The 17,969-nt window shown below is 48.7% G+C and carries 15 protein-coding genes; all 15 read right to left on the minus strand.

All coding sequences use genetic code 11. The features are described from left to right. Positions 1-46: 46 nt before the first annotated feature. The 15 genes from hrpB to mutM all read right to left on the minus strand — a co-directional run bounded on the left by hrpB (position 47) and on the right by mutM (position 17,936). A complete protein-coding gene (hrpB, locus tag SATMO3_RS20720; protein ID WP_371371631.1) occupies positions 47-2,527 on the minus strand; it encodes an ATP-dependent helicase HrpB in 2,481 nt (826 codons plus the stop codon). A gap of 188 nt (positions 2,528-2,715) precedes the next feature. Then, entirely contained in the window at positions 2,716-3,729 is a 1,014-nt protein-coding gene (gene mglC / locus SATMO3_RS20725; protein WP_371371632.1) for a galactose/methyl galactoside ABC transporter permease MglC, read from the minus strand. Between the two features lie 15 nt (positions 3,730-3,744). Beyond that, on the minus strand, positions 3,745-5,262 hold the full coding sequence (locus tag SATMO3_RS20730) for a sugar ABC transporter ATP-binding protein (protein WP_371371633.1): 1,518 nt from the start codon (positions 5,260-5,262) through the stop codon (positions 3,745-3,747). 93 nt (positions 5,263-5,355) lie between these two features. Beyond that, positions 5,356-6,390, minus strand: a complete 1,035-nt coding sequence (locus SATMO3_RS20735) for a galactose ABC transporter substrate-binding protein (protein ID WP_371371634.1) — start codon at positions 6,388-6,390, stop codon at positions 5,356-5,358. Between the two features lie 196 nt (positions 6,391-6,586). Continuing rightward, the gene (locus tag SATMO3_RS20740; protein ID WP_371371635.1) at positions 6,587-7,798 is read right to left on the minus strand and encodes an ROK family transcriptional regulator; all 1,212 of its coding nucleotides are present in this window, start codon (positions 7,796-7,798) and stop codon (positions 6,587-6,589) included. Further along, positions 7,782-8,771, minus strand: coding sequence for a UDP-glucose 4-epimerase GalE (gene galE / locus SATMO3_RS20745; RefSeq protein ID WP_371371636.1), 990 nt, complete (start codon positions 8,769-8,771; stop codon positions 7,782-7,784). The genes SATMO3_RS20740 and galE overlap by 17 nt, the downstream gene beginning before the upstream one ends. Beyond that, positions 8,768-9,700: a hypothetical protein gene (locus SATMO3_RS20750; protein WP_371371637.1), complete on the minus strand. Its 933-nt coding sequence runs from the start codon at positions 9,698-9,700 to the stop codon at positions 8,768-8,770. Before SATMO3_RS20750 ends, galE begins: the two co-directional genes overlap by 4 nt. 5 nt (positions 9,701-9,705) lie before the next feature. Continuing rightward, the gene (locus tag SATMO3_RS20755; RefSeq protein WP_371371638.1) at positions 9,706-10,881 is read right to left on the minus strand and encodes a galactokinase; all 1,176 of its coding nucleotides are present in this window, start codon (positions 10,879-10,881) and stop codon (positions 9,706-9,708) included. Further along, positions 10,868-11,869 (minus strand): galactose-1-phosphate uridylyltransferase, encoded by a 1,002-nt coding sequence (galT, locus tag SATMO3_RS20760; RefSeq protein WP_371371640.1) that lies wholly within the window; start codon positions 11,867-11,869, stop codon positions 10,868-10,870. The genes SATMO3_RS20755 and galT overlap by 14 nt, the downstream gene beginning before the upstream one ends. 243 nt (positions 11,870-12,112) lie before the next feature. Then, complete coding sequence (locus SATMO3_RS20765) at positions 12,113-13,381, minus strand: ATP-binding protein (protein ID WP_371371642.1); 1,269 nt, start codon at positions 13,379-13,381, stop codon at positions 12,113-12,115. Positions 13,382-13,433: 52 nt separating this feature from the next. Further along, positions 13,434-15,095, minus strand: a complete 1,662-nt coding sequence (gene ilvB, locus SATMO3_RS20770; protein ID WP_371371644.1) for a biosynthetic-type acetolactate synthase large subunit — start codon at positions 15,093-15,095, stop codon at positions 13,434-13,436. A gap of 5 nt (positions 15,096-15,100) precedes the next feature. Further along, positions 15,101-15,343 (minus strand): ACT domain-containing protein, encoded by a 243-nt coding sequence (locus SATMO3_RS20775; RefSeq protein ID WP_371371646.1) that lies wholly within the window; start codon positions 15,341-15,343, stop codon positions 15,101-15,103. Positions 15,344-15,855: 512 nt separating this feature from the next. Continuing rightward, entirely contained in the window at positions 15,856-16,572 is a 717-nt protein-coding gene (locus SATMO3_RS20780; RefSeq protein WP_371371648.1) for a class II aldolase/adducin family protein, read from the minus strand. Between the two features lie 11 nt (positions 16,573-16,583). Then, on the minus strand, positions 16,584-17,051 hold the full coding sequence (locus SATMO3_RS20785) for a pyridoxamine 5'-phosphate oxidase family protein (RefSeq protein WP_371371650.1): 468 nt from the start codon (positions 17,049-17,051) through the stop codon (positions 16,584-16,586). 66 nt (positions 17,052-17,117) lie between these two features. Then, a complete protein-coding gene (gene mutM / locus SATMO3_RS20790; RefSeq protein ID WP_371371652.1) occupies positions 17,118-17,936 on the minus strand; it encodes a bifunctional DNA-formamidopyrimidine glycosylase/DNA-(apurinic or apyrimidinic site) lyase in 819 nt (272 codons plus the stop codon). Positions 17,937-17,969 lie beyond the last annotated feature (33 nt).

The raw sequence follows: 17,969 nt of genomic DNA on the forward strand, positions 1-17,969 counted from the left end.
ATTATTTGCTTCCTGGCCGGCCAGGAGGAAACCGCCGTCCCTAAGATCAGGAACTGCGTGGACGAACTCGGTTAGTCGGTATAGCTGTCCATGGATCGTCAGGCCAATAATGCTTTGGATAGCGTCCCATCAGGTCCTTTTTCACCTCAAAGTATGTGGTACGCCAGAAACTGGCCAAGTCGCGTGTTACCTGGACAGGACGTTGTGCCGGTGATAATAAGTGCAAGGTTACCGCCACTTTTCCACAAGCAATGCGCGGAGTATCATTTAGTCCAAACATCTCCTGAAGCTTAACGGCCAGAATGGGATTATCCGTAGTGCTATAATCGATCATAATCCGCTGCCCGCTGGGAACAACGATATGGGTGGGCGCATATTCATCAAGTTCCTGGCGTTGTTGCCATGTAAGCATATTGGTTAATATTGCCGCTAAGCTTAACTGCTCTAACTGCCCCCTGCTTGTTATCCCTTGGATATAAGGTCCCAGCCAGTGTTCCAGTGTAGCCAGCAAAGACTCATCACTTAGATCAGGCCAGTTGCTTTCATATTGTCTTATAAACAACAGGCGCTGCCGCAACTGACAGGCCTGCTTGCTCCAGGGCAGGATAGATAAGCCCGCAAGTGCAATCCCGTGCAGCAAAGCAGCTTGAGCAGCGGCAGGCTCCGGATTAGCTATCGGGCTTTCATTTAAAATCAGAGCTCCCAGACGCCTGTACCGTCTGGACCGTACGGCCTGAGCCGCAGTATCCCAAACAACGGAATTTTCCTCGATTATTTGCGGGCCGAAATACCGCTCTATCTGTGCAAGCATAAGCGGAGCGGCCAAAAAAACTTTACTGTCGGTTCCCTCACCGTCAAGATCAGCAGCCACAACGTAAGAACTCCGCCCAAGAGGCTGCGTCCCGGATATTTTGGCGCCTCGTCCGTTTGCGAGCAAAAACCGGCCATCACTCCGCAACTGTCCGATCCGATCTGGATAGGCAAATGCCAGCAATAAACCGCAATCATCTATTGCGGTTTGCTTGTCGTCCAATCCAAAAATTTGTGCTAGCCGCTTGCTATACTCTTTTATGCGGCGAATCGCCGCCCCCTGTTGAGCGCTGTAGTTTGGGTTGCGCAGCGCCTCCACGCGCAAACGTAAATCCACATCCCGAATGCCGTTTTCTCCCTGAAAAAAGTCACGTTCGCTGAGAATAGCGGCAAGCTCACACGCTAAGCCGCCAATCCCCAGTTCTTCCGCTGTCAGTATCATATGAGCCAGCCGCGGCTCCAAACCGGCAGCCGCCATTCGCCGCCCATGGCCGGTAATACTGCCATTCTCCGTTATTGCGCCAAGCATACAGAGCAGTTCCCGTGACTGGATAAATGCCGCCGCCGGCGGGATATCCAGCCAGGCCAGCGCCTGCGGGTCAGTAACCCCCCAGGCGGCAAGCTCCAAAACCAGCGAAGCCAGATCAGCCGACAATATCTCCGGCCGGGCTTTAGCCTCCAAGTATAGATCGTCCTGTTTGGTCCAAAGCCGGTAGCATACCCCTGGACCCAGGCGGCCGGCACGGCCGCGCCGCTGGTCGGCAGCCTCCCTGGAAACCCTGATGGTTTCCAGGCGGGTCAGCCCGGTACCGGGCGAATAGCAAGGCACACGCATCAGCCCGCTGTCAATTACGGTACGAACACCTTCCACGGTAAGACTGGTTTCGGCTATCGACGTAGCCAATACGACTTTTCTCTCTCCCGGCGCTCCTGGCAATATAGCAGCATCCTGGCCGGCAGGGGGCAAACTGCCATAGAGCGGCGCCACACGGGCAAATCTTTCTATACCGCCTGTTGCCAATTCCGCCTGAACCTGGCGAATTTCACCGGCGCCGGGCAAAAACGCCAGAATGTCGCCGGTGTTTGCACTAAGAGCAGTAAATATCGCCTGCGTAACAGCCGTTTCCGCCCGTGTGGTAATGCGCCTTTCCAGATAATGCGTCTCTACCGGAAAAATCTGGCCTGTGCCGTGAATAACCGGCGCGTTGCCAAGGATCTTGGCTACCGGCTCAGCCTCCAGTGTTGCTGACATAACCAAGAGGCGCATATCCTCCCGCAAAACGGCCTGAGATTCTAAAGCCAGCGCGAGACCAAGGTCAGCCTGTAAACTGCGTTCATGAAATTCGTCAAATATAATTAACCCTACCCCGGCCATGCCTTGATCATTCTGCAGCATACGGGTAAGTACACCTTCTGTTATTACTTCAATGCGGGTTCTAGGACCAACACAGGAATCCAGCCTCACCCGGTAGCCTACCGTCTCACCCGCTTGTTCCGACAACAGCCGGGCCATGTAGCGGGCCGCCGCCCGCGCCGCCATTCTTCTTGGCTCAAGCATCAGGATACGCTGCCCTTTGAGCCAGGGCTCATCCATGAGCGCCAGCGGAACCTGTGTTGTTTTGCCTGACCCGGGTGGTGCAACCAGCACAGCGTTAACCTGGCTGACGAGTACGGCCTTAAGTTCGGGGAGTGTTACGTCAATAGGCAGTTTCCTCATGAGTCACCTCTAATAAACAATAAAAATACAGTGTAATCTTTATTATACCGAAATTAAGACTTATTTCCCAGTCCACAAAAAAATTAGAAAGAGACTCATAGGCAGCCCCTGTTATGATTAATTATAAAGCAGACTAACCTTCAGGTAGGGTTTTTAGCCCCATCTGAAGGTTAGTCGCCGGATAAAGATTATTTTTTCGCCAGATATTTACGGATATCAAAGGCAACGGCAGCCACGATAATCAGGCCCTTAATGATTAATTGCCAGTATGGATTCACGCCAATAAAGGTTAAGCCATAGTTTATTACACCGAAAATAAGCACCCCGGCCAGAATCCCCGGAACGGTACCAATCCCCCCGGCGGTTGAAACACCACCGACAACACAGGCGGCAATAGCGTCCAATTCATACATGTTTCCGTAATTATTGGTCGCCCCGCCGGTACGGGCGGCCTCCAATACGCCGGCCAGGCCATACAGAGCACCGGCAATGGAGTACAGTATCAGCAAATTTAACCCGACATTAATGCCTGAGACTACCGCCGCATTGACATTACCGCCAATCGCATACATATTCTTGCCTAACCGGGTCTTATTAAAAATAACCCAGACAATTAAGGAAATGATGATAGCGATAATCACGATATAAGGAACCGAATAAGTGCCTGTGCCAAACGCCCCTGAACCCAGCTCGGTAAAATCGGCCCTCAGCCCGCCAATCGGCTGCGATTCATTTGGCTTCATGTCAAAATAAATAGAATTAACACCATAAACAATAACCATGGTTCCGAGCGTCGCAATAAACGGCGGCACACTTAATTTGGCAACAATGAAACCGTTAATAATCCCCACCAGGAGTCCTGCCAATATCGCAAGCACGATAGGCAACCACAGCGGTAAATCAGGCATATCCGGATAGAACCGGCGGGAATAATCGGCGACCTGTAACATCGACGCCGACAGTACTGCCGTCAAGCCAACAACCCGTCCTGTTGACAGGTCCACACCGCCGGTAATTAAAACAAAAGCGGCCCCCAAAGCAATAATAGCTCGTGTTGATGACTGCAGCAGGATATCACGGATGGTGGTAACAGATAAAAAACGCGGATCGTACGCTGCGATAGCAATCGTTAGGACAATAAGAACAATATAAATAGCATGTTGCAAAAAAAAGTCCTGGATCCTTTTGACATCAAAATTCACGGCCCTACCTCCTTTCTATACCTTGCGCAGGGTTGCCAGACGCATAATTTCTTCTTCCGTGGCATTTTTTCCATCAATAATGCCGGTAACCCGGCCTTCACGCATAACCATAATCCGGTCTGACATCCCAAGAAGCTCAGGCATTTCTGATGAAATCATAATAATGCTTTTGCCTTGTTTGGCCAATTCAGCGATGATGGTGTATATCTCAAATTTGGCGCCGACGTCAATCCCGCGAGTAGGCTCATCCAGCAGTAGTATTTCGGGTTCTGTCAGCAGCCATCTGGCCAGCAGCACCTTTTGTTGATTTCCTCCCGATAAATTTTTCATTTGTGTCTGGATGGTTGGCGTTTTTATCCGCAGTTTCTGAATACTTTGCATAGCATCCTGCCGGCGGAGTGCATCATCCAGAAGAAAGTAGCGGTTTTCATATTTGGCTTGTTTGGCAATCGAAGTATTTTCTAAGACCGACAATACAGGAAATATTCCTGTCACGCGTCGCTCCTCCGTAAGAAGAGCCATTTTATGTTTTTTGGCGTCTGTAGGAGAATTAATTTTAACTTCTTTTTGTTTAATATAGAACCTGCCTGCAGCCAATGACCGCAGACCGAATAACGCTTCAATCAGTTCAGTGCGTTGGGCGCCAACCAGGCCGCCGATACCTAGCACCTCCCCCTTTCTGAGATCAAAGCTAACTTCTTTAAAGGATTTTGGTAACGGGGAGGTAATGCTCTCCACTTTAAACACAATCTCTCCCGGCACGTTATTCCGCTCCGGAAATCGCTGCGTAAGGTCACGGCCTACCATTTTGGCAATGATCATGTCAGTTGTCAGCTCGGCGGCCTGCCATGTGCCTATTTTTCGTCCGTCACGCATAATTGTGACTTCATCAGATATCTCCAGGATTTCCTCCATCTTATGGGAGATATAAATGACGGCTACCCCCCGTTTCTTTAAGTCACGGATAATTTTAAACAATTGCTCCACTTCGTTGCCCGTAAGTGACGAGGTTGGTTCGTCCATTACAATGACTTTTGCACTGAATGAGACGGCTTTGGCAATCTCAATAGACTGAATTTTCGACACCGACATACTGCCAACTATGGTTGTCGGCTTTATATCCATTTCAAGCTCGCGAAACAACGCTTTTGTGTCTGCCAGCATTTTCTTGTCATCAATAAACTGAAAAGGTCCGATTCCTTTGACTGGAAAGCGTCCAAGCCAGATGTTTTCCATAACATTACGGTGCGGAACCGGATGAAGTTCTTGATGAATCATGGAAATCCCGGAATTTAGCGCGTCTTTCGAACTGTTGATTGCAACTTTATGACCATTTAGAAATATATCCCCGGCACCAGGCTTATATATGCCGAAGAGGCATTTCATCAGCGTTGATTTGCCTGCGCCATTCTCCCCCATAAGGGCATGAACGCTTCCGGCCCGGACCTGTAAGGTAACATCGTCCAGAGCTTTTACCCCGGGAAATTTTTTCGAGATGTTTTTCATTTCCAGTAAAATTGGAGTCTCAGTCATCTCAACGCCTCACTTCCACCATGGCTTCCTATTTAATGCAGGGGCAAAGTATTGTCATACCCTGCCCCCTTGTTAGTGCCGTAAAAGCAGTGCTTATTTGGCTTCGTTGATATTATCCTTAGTAATCTTTTTGTAGGCAACCCAGACATATTTACCGTCAACAATATCAAAGCCGGTATTGTCCTTATTCGGTGTCTGGCCCTGCGCCAATGCATTGGCAATATTGAAAGTGGCTTTACCCTGATTGCTGGCATCGTTTAATACCGTCCCGAGCAGCGTCCCCTCTTCCAGCGCCTTGAGCGCCGGAGCCGTAGCGTCAACACCAACTACAGGCATAAACTTGCCGTCCTTAAAGTAGCCTTTTGCCTTTAAAGCTTCAATAGCACCTAATGCCATGTCGTCATTATTAGCAAACACGGCCTCAATTTTATCGCCATTGGCAGCCAGGAAAGCAGCCATTTTTTCCTGTCCTTTTACACGATCCCACATGCCGGTGTCTTCAGCCACTTTTTCCACTTTTATACCGGCATCTTCAACAGCTTTTACCGAGAACTTGGTGCGCAGTTCGGCATCCTGATGACCTGGTTCGCCTTTAAGCATTACATATTGCAGTACCCCGTCCTTATTTTTGTCCATTTCCGGATGCGCTTTCCAGTAATCAACGATCAGTTTGCCGGAGATGGTGCCTGATTCTTCAGCTTTAGCGCCAACATAATAAACCTTATCCCATTTTTTCATATCTTCCGGCAGTGGTTCACGATTTAAAAACACTACCGGAATATTGGCTTTCTTAGCCTTATCAATAATTACTCCGGCCGCAGTGCGGTCAACAGGGTTAATAGCAAGTGCATTTACTTTTTTAGTAATGAAAAGATCAACTTTATCATTTTGCGCTGGTTGTGAATTTTGACTGTCTACAATATCGACTTGAGCTTTACCTTCCGCAAATTTGGTAATGGCATTACGCACACCGGTCATAAAGGTATCATCAAATTTGTAGATAGCTACACCGATAACCGCTTTAGCCTTGTCCCCCGCAGGCGCAGTCGTCTGAGACCCGCCGCAGCCGGCAACAGCCAAGCTGGCAAACAATGTGGAAACGATGAGTCCTTTCATGTACCTCTTCACTAAAAAACCCCCTTATTTTTGAGCAAAATTTATTATAAAGTAGTGATAATTCTCCCCTACCCCTACCTTATAACCACCCCAGGCACATCAAATCCCAAATTTCTAGTGTTCCGTACTATTAGCAATTATATGCCGATTACCCAGTGTCATAGTATAACTACCGAAATATTCTGCCAATATATTGTTAAAGCTGGCATTACCCTGCCTCTGCGGCTTTGGCGGCTAGTATGGAAAAAGCCATATCGGCCGACCCTTTCATAGTAATGACACTCGTCCGGGTAGAATACCGGATTTCCAGCACACTGCTGCAACTCTCAAAAGACCTGCGGTCTACCGTTTCCCAGACTTTTTTCTCAATATAACGTTTAGCCTTGGCCAGACCGCCGCTAATAACGACAAGCTCAGGATTAAAGACATTAACCAGGTTGGCAATGCCGATGCCAAGATAACCGGCAACCCTGCTTAGCATTTCTAACGCCAACGCATCACCGTCGTCGGCAGCCTGATAAATGTCTTCCGGCGAAATGGCTGCCAAGTTTCCTTTTACCAACTCGTCAACAATGGAAAACTGTCCATTTTGTATAGCGCCTGCAACCAACCTGATCAGCGCCGTTTCGGAAGCCATGGCCTCCATACAACCATTATTGCCGCAGCTGCATAGCGGGCCGGCCATATCAATCACCGTGTGGCCGACTTCACCGGCACTGCCGGTAATCCCGCGATAGAGGGCCCCGTTAAACATAATACCGCCGCCGATACCATGCGCGACTTTAAGCAAAACCAGGCTATTGGCATCTTTCGCTTCACCAAAGTAATACTCGCCATAAGCCAAAATATTGGCATCATTTTCAACAAACACCGGCAAGCGGTTTTTTTCTTCAATAATATATTTGAGTGGCACATTCTTCCAGCCAATGTTGGGGGCAAAAACCGATATTCCCTCACGTACCCTTACCGGCCCGCGGACAACAACACCAATAGCCTGCGGCGGCAAGGAAGCCCGATACCGGCATTCGTCTATCAGCTGCTGGATTAAGTCCAGTACGGCTGCCTGATTACAATCCCTGATACTCACCGTATGTTCAAAGTGCACGCCAAAAGCAGCGTCCACTACATAACCGATCATTTTAAAAGAACGAATATGTATAATGATTACCTGTCCAGCCGCCGGATTGACAGTTAAAAGCAAAGGACGCCGTCCGCCGCTGGATTCACCAATCTTATTGTCCATAACAAGCTGCGCATCAATAAGCTTGTTGGTAATAGTAGCGACTGTTGGCGGGGTCAGTCCGGTTGAACGGGCTATTTCGGCCCTGGATACCGGGCCATGGCGTCTGATAATATTAAGAATCTGCCCTTCATTCGGGCTCAATACCGGCATAACGCACATATCAGCAGGCAAAGCCATCAGGATTTCCCTTGTGCCAGTTCCAGGCAGTTGCAATAATATTTTTAATGTCAGTATACTCAGGCTGCCAGTTTAAATCCCGCCTTATCTTCTCGGAACTGGCCACCAGGACGGCCGGATCTCCGGCGCGCCGGGGAGCAATTTCCTTGGGTGCGGTAAGACCAGTCACCGCTTCAGCCGCCTCGATAATTTCCCGGACAGTAAAACCGTTACCATTGCCTAGATTGTATACCTCTGACTCATGACCTGCGTAGAGTGCTTTAAGGGCCAGCAGATGGGCCTGGGCCAAATCATTGACATGAATATAATCCCTGACGCAGGTGCCGTCTTTGGTCGGATAATCATCGCCAAATATCTTAAGCTTATCGGTTTTGCCAAGACATGCTTTTAAAACCAACGGAATTAAGTGCGTTTCCGGCTGGTGATCTTCACCGATGTCACCGGCTCGATCGGCGCCACAGGCATTAAAATAACGCAAGGCAATATAATTGAGGCCATAGCTACGGGAATAGTCGGCCATAGCATTTTCCATAATCAGCTTGGTCCGGCCATAAACATTAGTAGGACTCTTCCCGGTATCTTCCGTTATGGGCGAGGATTCCGGCTCGCCATACACAGCCGCTGTCGATGAGAATACCAGCTTCTTCACGCCTGTTTCCAGCATAACATCCAGTAAATTCAGCGTGCCGACAACATTATTATGATAATACTCCCGCGGGTTGACCATGGATACACCGACAAGACTGTAGGCTGCAAAATGAACAACAGAACTAATATCATAACGCTTGATAGTGTCAGCCAGGCGTGCACTGTCAAAAATGTCCCCTTCGACAAAAATGCTGTTTTTTACAGCATGCCGGTGGCCTGTAACCATGTTGTCGTAGACAACCACTCTACCGCCTGTCTGTTGTTCTAAAAGGCGTACGGTATGAGAGCCAATATAGCCCGCACCGCCTGTTACCAAAATATTCATAGTAATGCCTCCAGATTTATAGTAAGAAACCATTCCAGCACCGCTCCCGGCAGTATGGGTTCTAATGCCCCCAGTTGCTTAGCTGTTGCTGGCGAATCGTAAAAACCGTTGCTTGGTTCAAGCGCACAATTATACTCGCCTTTAAACCCGCCTTGATTTATCCACACCCCCAGGTAGGGGATATGTTCTTTAGGAAAAAACAACTGGTAGAGAAGCCTGTTCTGATTCAACGTTAACCCCGCTTGCCCGCACCCTACTTTGCCGTCGGTATAAAACTTCGCAGTAGTGTTAACCGCCCAGGCTTTAATTCTGTCCAGGCGGCAGCTCTGCCCCGCCCGGTCCGTAGTCACGGGAAAACGGTGTCTTGTACCGGCCGTTCCCAGCAAAGCGCTGTTATGCACATTAATTACCCGGTCTGTCGCCGGTAAAATAATTTGCGTATTTTCATCGCAGGCTGTCAGCCCGTGAAAGGCCCAAATGCCGTACAACGGTTTTGCTCCATAGTTTTTTAGCCGATAGGTAAGCTGTACCTGACTCTTATTAAGCGTAAGCGTGCGTGTGAACTCATAGGGCAGTGAACGTCCGGCAACCCGACCAAACAGTTGCTGCTGGCCAGTTACCGTCACCTGCCAGGGAATGCTCCACAAATCCCCATGGTCTGGCAGCACTGTGCCTGCATAACCATCATACGGATATAGGCAGGCATCTATTGTCGGAAACATCTCGTCGGCCCCGGCCGTGTCATACTCCGCAAAATCCGCCGCATAGCGGCTGACACGAAACCGGTTGTCCGCCGGTTGAAAAAACACCTCAAAATATTGCGGTTTATATATTAAGGAAGCAATCTTGGCTCCTAAATCCGGTAAAACGGTTAGTCTGAGCCAGTCGTTTTCCAGAATTACAGCTTGGAGTCCCTTATACGTTTCCATGTAATTTACCTTTCACAACCCGCTACCCTGCTAACGCCGTCAGCTATACCGGCAACATAAAAGTCTGCCGGCCGGCCGGTTCTGACCTGATAACTGTCAGCTGCCGCCACTTTAAACTCTGTCAGCCGGACTGTTTCCACCAGAGCAATGGCGCAGCCGCCAAAACCGGCGCCTGTCATCCGGGACCCGATGCAGCCCGGAGATTGTAACGCAGCCTCGACAATGGCATCCAGTTCCGGTCCGCTAACTTCATAATCGACTTGTAATGACCGATGGGACTGCGTCATCAAATCGGCAAAACCGGTAATATCTCTCTGAGTAAGCAAATCTACCGCTCCGAGAACCCTCGTATTTTCCGCTATAACATGCCTGGCCCGGCGGCGCAGCACAGGGTCGTCCAGATAGCTGTCAACTTCGGCGAGCGTTGCCTGGCATAGATGTTCAATCTTTCTCTGCCGGTTAAGAATTATGAGAGCCTGCTCGCACTCACTGCGGCGTTCATTATATTTAGACTCTGCCACTTCACGTTTTTTATTGGTGTTCATGATTACCAGGCTATAATTATCCAACATAAACGGGATATACTTATACGCCAGCGTCTGGCAGTCAAGCAGTATGGCACAGTCCTTCCGGCCTAGCGCCACTGCAAACTGATCCATAATGCCGCAATTCACCCCGATAAACTGATTTTCTATTCTTTGGCATACCTTTGCCAGTTCGACCTTGTTAATATCGGTCTCGCCGTTTATCGTCCGCAGCATATAACCTGTTAAAACAAGCAGGGCGGCTGAAGAGGATAGCCCGGTACCATCAGGCAAATTACCATAGAATAGAATATCACAGCCAGTTAATATATGTCCATTTTCTAACAGGTGTTTAATCACGCCTTTGGGATAGTTTGCCCAGCCAGCCCGGACACAGTTCTCAATAGGAGCTCTTAGATCTACTGTTACTGTCAGGGCGGCATTGGCGGATTTTAAAACAACAAGCATATCCGGCCGCCGCCTGACAGCGCCATAAATTCCCAGTGTCAACGCCGCGGGAAATACGTAGCCGCCATTATAGTCGATGTGTTCGCCAATCAGATTAACCCGCCCCGGCGAAAAAAAACAGTATTCCGGGCGGCTATCAATACCATATTCCTGCTGAAAAGCTGTTTGTACAGTATCAATAGAAAGCATGGTGTCCCCCCTTGACCTTTACAAAACGCGCATACGCTTCCCGGAGCGTAACGGCTGTCTGTTCGACAGCCATGGGATTACAGGCTGCCCACGCGCCCATCTCCGATGAAGCGTAGTATTTGATTTTTTCCGCTTCCCTGAGCGGCGGATAAAATTCAATATGAAAATGATAATACTCGCCGGCGTCCTGATACTCCTTTATATTGACCGGCGTCTGATGAATACACATCATGTACGGAAACAATTTACTAAACAAACTATCAAATGCGCCAGTGATAGCTTTCAGCATTGCGGCTAAATCCCGCCGTTCCCCTTTATCAAACTGCGTAATATTACCTTTATGGACCTTACTGACAATAAACACGCCATACGGATAATCGGTAAAAAATGGCAAATAAGCAACAAAGCTGTCGTTTTCAGCAATAATACGCTGCGCAAATGCCGTCTCCTCCTGATTCATATCGCAGATAAGGCAACACTGCTTCTGCCGGTAATAATCCCGGCAATTTTCGAGCTCAATTTGAATTTTTTGCGGCACAAACGGATAAGCGTATATTTGCCCATGGGGATGAGGCATGGTAACGCCCACTTCTGCCCCCCTGTTTTCAAATTGAAAAACATATTTGATTTGGGGGTCTGAAGCTAAAGCGGTATATCTATCCGCAAGCAGATTGATTAACTTCTCTACATGATCAACTGCAAGAGTAGACAAAGTGGCCTGATGATCCGGCGAATAAAGGATAACCTCGCATTTGCCATAGTTTGGCCTGCTTTGATAGGGACCGCTCCCCATTAGCTCCGGCTCGGCCGGAGCTAATGATAAGGCGGGAAAGTCGTTATCGTATTTATGTACTTCATAAGTATCGGGAACTTTGCCTGAGCCGGGACAAAACGGGCACCAGTCTTTCGGAAAGTGAGGCCTTGCCTGTCGGTTTGCCGCAACCATTGTCCAGGTCGATAGTAGAGGGTTCCATCTAAGCTCTGCCATGATTTTGCCTCCATATAACGCAAACACTTTATTAAATACTTTATTAAGTCTTTTTCTAAATAATTCATCATTAAACAAAAAATTCCTGCTTTTTTGAAAATTTACTTGCTGATAATGCAAGAAATACGGCTTACGGCCGAGCCTTTAGTAACAACGCAAGCATATGTGCCTTTATCCGGAAGGAAAGTTATCCTTTCTGTCAGGATAAAAAGTAGGACTTGGCTTTTTGCCAAGTCCCATTCGTCAATTTGCAATATCGCCCGCCAAATAATCAATAAATTGCTTGGCAATCCGCCCGGAGCGCCCTGAGTGAGACATCTCCCACCGCACCGCCTCGGCTCTAAGTTCGGCGCTAGTCAGGCGGATGCTGTTTCTCCTGGCAATTTCTTCAACAATTCTAAAGTACTCTTCCTGATTAGGCAAAGTAAAAAACAGAGTAATACCGAAACGGTCGGCCAGTGATATTTTTTCATTAAGGGTATCCTGACGGTGCAGTTCGTTGCCGCCGCGGTCATCCCAGGTCTCTTTGATCAGATTGCGCCGGTTGGAGGTGGCATAGATCAAAACATTATCAGGACGCACCTCCATGCCGCCGTCAATAAGCGACTTTAATACTTTGTACTCAGCTTCAAATTCTTCAAATGACAGATCATCAATATACAATATGAATTTTTTGCCGCATTGCCTGAGGACTTTCATAATATCCGGGATCTGCTTAAAATCGCTTTTGGCTATTTCAATCAGTCTAAGACCTTCATTAAAATAGCGGTTAGCCACCGCTTTGACCGACGACGATTTGCCTGTTCCCCTGGCTCCGACCAACAGCACATTATTGGCCGGCCTACCATCGACAAAAGCCTCGGTATTGCGGACAAGTTCGGCCTTCTGATACTCATAGCCGACAATATCACTAAGCTGAACCGGATCGGTAAATTCAATCCCAGTCAATTCCCGCCGTTCAGAGTCCCATTTGAAGGCTCCGTAGCCGGCCAGCTTGCCACGGCCATAGCGCCGGTAATATGCCCCAAGCGCCTCAGCTACTTCTAGCGGTGTGTGTGTATCATCGAAAAACAATTCCCGGAGCAAAGCTAAATTCTCCAGTTTTCTTAAATTTTTCCCGCCAGTGCAACCAGCAGACCGGTAATTTCCAATTATCGCCCGTACCTGCTCGGAAAACAGGGTGCTTAAACCAGCCTGCAACAGTTTTTTCAGAATTACAATATCATGGGTAACCGCCTGTACCAGACTGCAGTCCGGCTGCACATGCCGGATTTCTGCGGCGCTACTGAAAGTATTGCTATCACTGCCGATTAATCCCAACAGGTAGTTTTCCGGCAGATTGCCGCTTATGTCATTATCTTCTGCCCACTCCAGCAAAACAGCGGCAAGTTCATACTCATCATACTCCTCGACCCCGGCCGCATAAAGCGCCTGAAATCCCTTAACAACATTATCGCCCAGCAAGTTGCGAAAAATCAGCAGCTTGTTTAAAGTCAAACCAATATCTGCCACAAAAAAACCTCCTAAATACAGCGCGTTAAAGTTTTACAAATTATCATAAATCCTATTCTATGAACTGGTTAATGGGCTGACCGGGCGCTGTCATGGGTGTGACCATGAGATCAGGATCAATGTCAGCGATAATAACTGCCGGCAAACCTGCAAGCAACGCTTCAGCAAAAGCCTGTTTAAATTCTGACGGTGTTGCCGCAGTCAGGGCCAATGCTCCGCATACCCGGACAAAGCCGGCAAAGTCGAATCCCGGCAGACTTGTCGCCGAGTAGCGCTCGTCAAAAAACAAACGCTGCCATTGTCGCACCATTCCCAATGAGTGGTTATTGATCAGCACACAAATAAGCGGCAGATGATTATTGACAATGGTGTATAATTCCATAGCGGTCATTTTAAAACCGCCGTCGCCGGCAATGAGAATAACTTTTCTATCAGGGCAGCCGGCCTGAGCGCCCAGAGCAGCCGGTACGCCGAAGCCCATTGTTCCTAATCCGCCTGATGTCAGCCAACTGCGCGAGCCGGCAATTCGCAGATGCTGGGCAGCCCACATCTGATGCTGCCCCACATCGGTAACCCAGGTAACAGGCATATTGATCGTTTCTGCGGACATGTGGTGCATGATCCATTGAGGCGTTAGAACCTGCTCCGTATAAACAGAAGCATAACTATGCCGCCACGCTTCAATCTTTTCCCACCATTCGGACAGATCAGCCTGCGGGGGCAGCGAGCTTACTATTTGTTCAAGTGATGTATTTAAATTACCGGCAACAGTAATATCAGTCGCGATATTTTTATCAAACTCGGCCATATCACCATCAAGGTGAATGATGATTTTTCCCGTTGAGTACCGTTTAGGATCTCCGGTCACCCGGTCACTGAAACGGGTACCTACCGCTATAATCACATCGGCATTGGCAACAGCCAGATTGGCAGCTTTATGCCCATGCATTCCAGTCAGGCCAAGAAATTGTTTATTAGCCGGCTCGAAAGCGCCTAATCCCATCAGGGTGCTGACGACCGGCATTTTACAGGCTTGGGCTAATTTTAGCACAGACTGCTCAGCTTTGCCAGCTTTAACACCGCCGCCAATTACCAGGACCGGACGTTTGGCCACAGTCAGGGAAGACGCAGCCGCATAAACGTCCTGTTCCAATGCACATTCCTCTATGGGCTGCTCACAATACCCGGCAGCTATTTCCGGGTAATAATCGGCGAAACCGACCAGTATATCCTTAGGTACATCTATCAGTACCGGTCCCGGGCGGCCACTGGCAGCTATCCTAAATGCCTGCCTGATGGTTTCAGCCAGCACAGAAATGTCGCGCACAAGAAAATTGTGCTTAGTCACAGGCATGGTTATCCCGGTTATATCAATCTCCTGAAAAGAATCCCGTCCCAGCAAATTGGTCGGAACCTGACCGGTAATGGCAACAACCGGCGAAGAATCCATAAAGGCGGTAGCTAAGCCTGTAACAAGATTTGTCGCGCCCGGTCCGGAGGTGGCAATACATACACCTACCCGGCCGGTGGCGCGGGCATAGCCGTCAGCAGCGTGGGCGGCCCCCTGTTCGTGCACTGTTAAAATATGTTTCAGCGGCGCATCATATAAAGCATCGTAGAATGGCATAATTTGACCGCCAGGATAGCCAAATACCGTATCTACCCCCAATGACAGCAGACATTCAATGATAATTTTGCTTCCCGTCATCTTCATAGCGCTTAACCTCCCAGAGGGCATGCCTCGACTTTAACTACGTCTACCAGCTTGGAGACATGACTATATAGCTGCCGGGGAGCGGCCTGACTGTTTGTAACCACAGCCTTTACCCGGACCTGCCCCTGACAAGTATCCGGGCCGACAGAAAGACTCTCAATAACATACCCGCGCCTGTATAAAAGCCCTGTCAGCCTTACCAGCGAATCTCCCTGCCGCTTCAGTATGATCGAAATTGCCTGTTGCACGTTAACACCCCTTCAACTTTTTTTACATGACAGCTGCTTACACTGTCCGCACTGCTTACGCTAGCCTTTTCGAAAAGAAACCGGTGCAGCCCGTTTCCTGGAAAATTCTATAAAGAAACTGAAACCGCCCCTGCTCATAGGTCAAACCTATGAGCAGGGGCGGGAAAATTCCGCGGTACCACCCTGCGTTGTACTCATGACCGGCCAACACCGGCTTCTCTGTTAACGCCGAGCCTGCGCCCTGACTTACGGTGCCTGAACCAGACTTGCGTTCCAGACACTTTGGGCAGGGAGTTCGTGGGTGATTTAGAATAATCGCACCGCACCGGTTCGCACCAGCCACCGGCTCTCTGTAACGGGTTACGCAAGTATTCCGCTCCCAGTCATCACTGTTCTTTGAGTGTAGTATTTATTTGTCAGTCTACCGGAAAAACAAACTCATTTACACCATGCTTTGTATACATTATCCCAAAAAACCAAATCACTGTCAAGTCAATCCGTTACAATTCGATTCATTTTCTTTGATAATTTCGACCACATTGTAAATCGCAGTTTACTCCACAGCGTTTTGCCGGATGCCGTCCGGTTAAGCCCATCTTTTCCCGAATCGTATATAAGGTTTCAATTTGCTCCTTCGCCAGTTCGACAGGCTGCCCCAGCTGCGTCGACAGAAACGTCAGCTTGGCATAGAATTCCACTGATTCAAGTTTATGATAGGCGGTCACGAGATCGCAGCCCCAGGCCAGCGCACCATGATTCGCCAAAAGCACGGCATCAAAATCCTGAAGATATGGTTCAATTGAAGCTGGTATCTCGCTGGTAGAAGGAGTAGCATAAGCTGCAACCGGAACACAGCCAAGACTGACGACAGCTTCCGCCACCAGCGGCTGGTTAAGCGGCTTGCGGGCTATCGCAAAAGTAGTCGCGTAAGGTGGATGAGCGTGTACAACCGCAGTAACATCCGGCCGCTCTTTGTACACTTTGAGGTGCATTTTAAGTTCTGAGGATGGCCGCCAGTCTCCGTTTGCCGTCAGCACATTGCCGGCGGTATCCACAGTAATTAGCATTTCCGGTGTCATAAACCCCTTGCTGACACCCGTTGGCGTGGTAAGAATCTCCCGTTCATTCAGTCTGACACTAATATTTCCGTCATTGGCGGCGACAAAACCGCTGTCATACATTCGCCTGCCCAGCTGGCAGACTTGCGCTTTAAGCTCAAATTCTGTCATAGTCTGATCTCCTATTGCGGCCGCACTTTGCCTGTCATATGTTCAACAGCAAGTTTGATAACAGTAGTAGCTTCACTACTTTTTCCGGCATATATCTTGCCTTTTTCCATAAAATCAGGCGCGTACTTTTCAACTAGAGCCAACAGGGCCTCCTGCTTTTCCCGGCCCTCTACAAGCGAGACCTGTCCAAAAACAATTACACTTTCATAACTTGTTGTGAATTTCTCCGGCAAGGTCTTTTTGTCGCCCACAACACAAAAGGACACTTTGCTGTTAGCGGCGATATTATCCAGTTTATACCCTTCGTTGGCACAGTGAAAATATATAATACCGTCCGCATATACATAACTAAGCGGTACTCCATAAGGAAAATCATCTTTATTAACAGTGGACAAAACGCCAAACTCACACTTTTTTAAGATTTGAATTGCGTCCTCGTTACTGATTTGTCTGTCACTGCGTCTCATATTGGCAAACATCTTCTCACCCTCTATCCATTTATTTGGTATACTATACCAAATAACCGCCGAAAGGTAAATAGTCTTTTAGCGCTGGCACACCGGACAGTAAAACGCATTTCTCCCGCCAACCCGCTTGGTTTCAATACTGCTACGACATATATAGCAGGGCTGCCCGGTACGGTATGCGACCTTAAGATGCGGCTCAAAGCCGCCTGTCAATATATCGTCAGCGGCAAACTTTTCTTCATAGACTCCGCCTAACCGGGTAGCAAGCGCCAGAATGTCCCGTATACAATGATAAAGCTTGCTTTGTTCAGCCTCTGTAAGCGTGGTCGTTTTGCGCTCCGGCCTGATTTTGCTGCAAAACAGGGTCTCATTGGAATACACGTTTCCGATACCGGCAATAAACTCCTGATTCATGAGCAGCGGCTTTATCATAGCCCTGCGTTCCGACAATCGCTGCCGGAAAATATCCAGAGAAAATTCCGGCGACAACGGTTCCGGACCAAGTCCGGCCAATTCCGGAATATCAGCAAGCTTGACTGTAGGCGCAAGATGAAGATATCCCAGCGTCAGTTTAAAAAAGCTTAGCTTTTCTCCCGTATGAAAAGTTAAGGTGACAGACGGCGTACCGGCTGCTTCCTCACCGGCGTAAAAGAAACGCGCATATCCTTCCAGCATAAAATGCACCACCAGCGAGTGATTGTTAGCCAAACCTATGATAATCTGCTTGGCCCGCCTATTGACACTGACTACCTGTTGCCCGGTTATGGAAGCCGCAAATATGTCGCCAGGCACATTGAGTGACTTTTCCCGGGCGATCTCAACCTTCTGAATTATTTTTCCCTGGACTTTTTCAGTAAGATGACGTCTCACAGTCTCTATTTCCGGGATTTCCGGCACTGGCTTTCCCTTCCTTCTGCACTAACGCTCCCC

Origin of the sequence: Sporomusa aerivorans (genome assembly GCF_041428895.1) — a bacterium.
Classification (GTDB): domain Bacteria; phylum Bacillota; class Negativicutes; order Sporomusales; family Sporomusaceae; genus Sporomusa; species Sporomusa aerivorans.

Coding starts and splice junctions, on each gene's coding strand:
- hrpB (WP_371371631.1), bottom strand. CDS start 2,527: ATGAGGAAACTGCCTATTGACGTAACACTCCCCGAACTTAAGGCCGTA.
- SATMO3_RS20730 (WP_371371633.1), bottom strand. CDS start 5,262: ATGACTGAGACTCCAATTTTACTGGAAATGAAAAACATCTCGAAAAAA.
- SATMO3_RS20740 (WP_371371635.1), bottom strand. CDS start 7,798: ATGGCTTTGCCTGCTGATATGTGCGTTATGCCGGTATTGAGCCCGAAT.
- galE (WP_371371636.1), bottom strand. CDS start 8,771: ATGAATATTTTGGTAACAGGCGGTGCGGGCTATATTGGCTCTCATACC.
- SATMO3_RS20750 (WP_371371637.1), bottom strand. CDS start 9,700: ATGGAAACGTATAAGGGACTCCAAGCTGTAATTCTGGAAAACGACTGG.
- SATMO3_RS20755 (WP_371371638.1), bottom strand. CDS start 10,881: ATGCTTTCTATTGATACTGTACAAACAGCTTTTCAGCAGGAATATGGT.
- galT (WP_371371640.1), bottom strand. CDS start 11,869: ATGGCAGAGCTTAGATGGAACCCTCTACTATCGACCTGGACAATGGTT.
- ilvB (WP_371371644.1), bottom strand. CDS start 15,095: ATGAAGATGACGGGAAGCAAAATTATCATTGAATGTCTGCTGTCATTG.
- SATMO3_RS20780 (WP_371371648.1), bottom strand. CDS start 16,572: ATGACAGAATTTGAGCTTAAAGCGCAAGTCTGCCAGCTGGGCAGGCGA.
- SATMO3_RS20785 (WP_371371650.1), bottom strand. CDS start 17,051: ATGTTTGCCAATATGAGACGCAGTGACAGACAAATCAGTAACGAGGAC.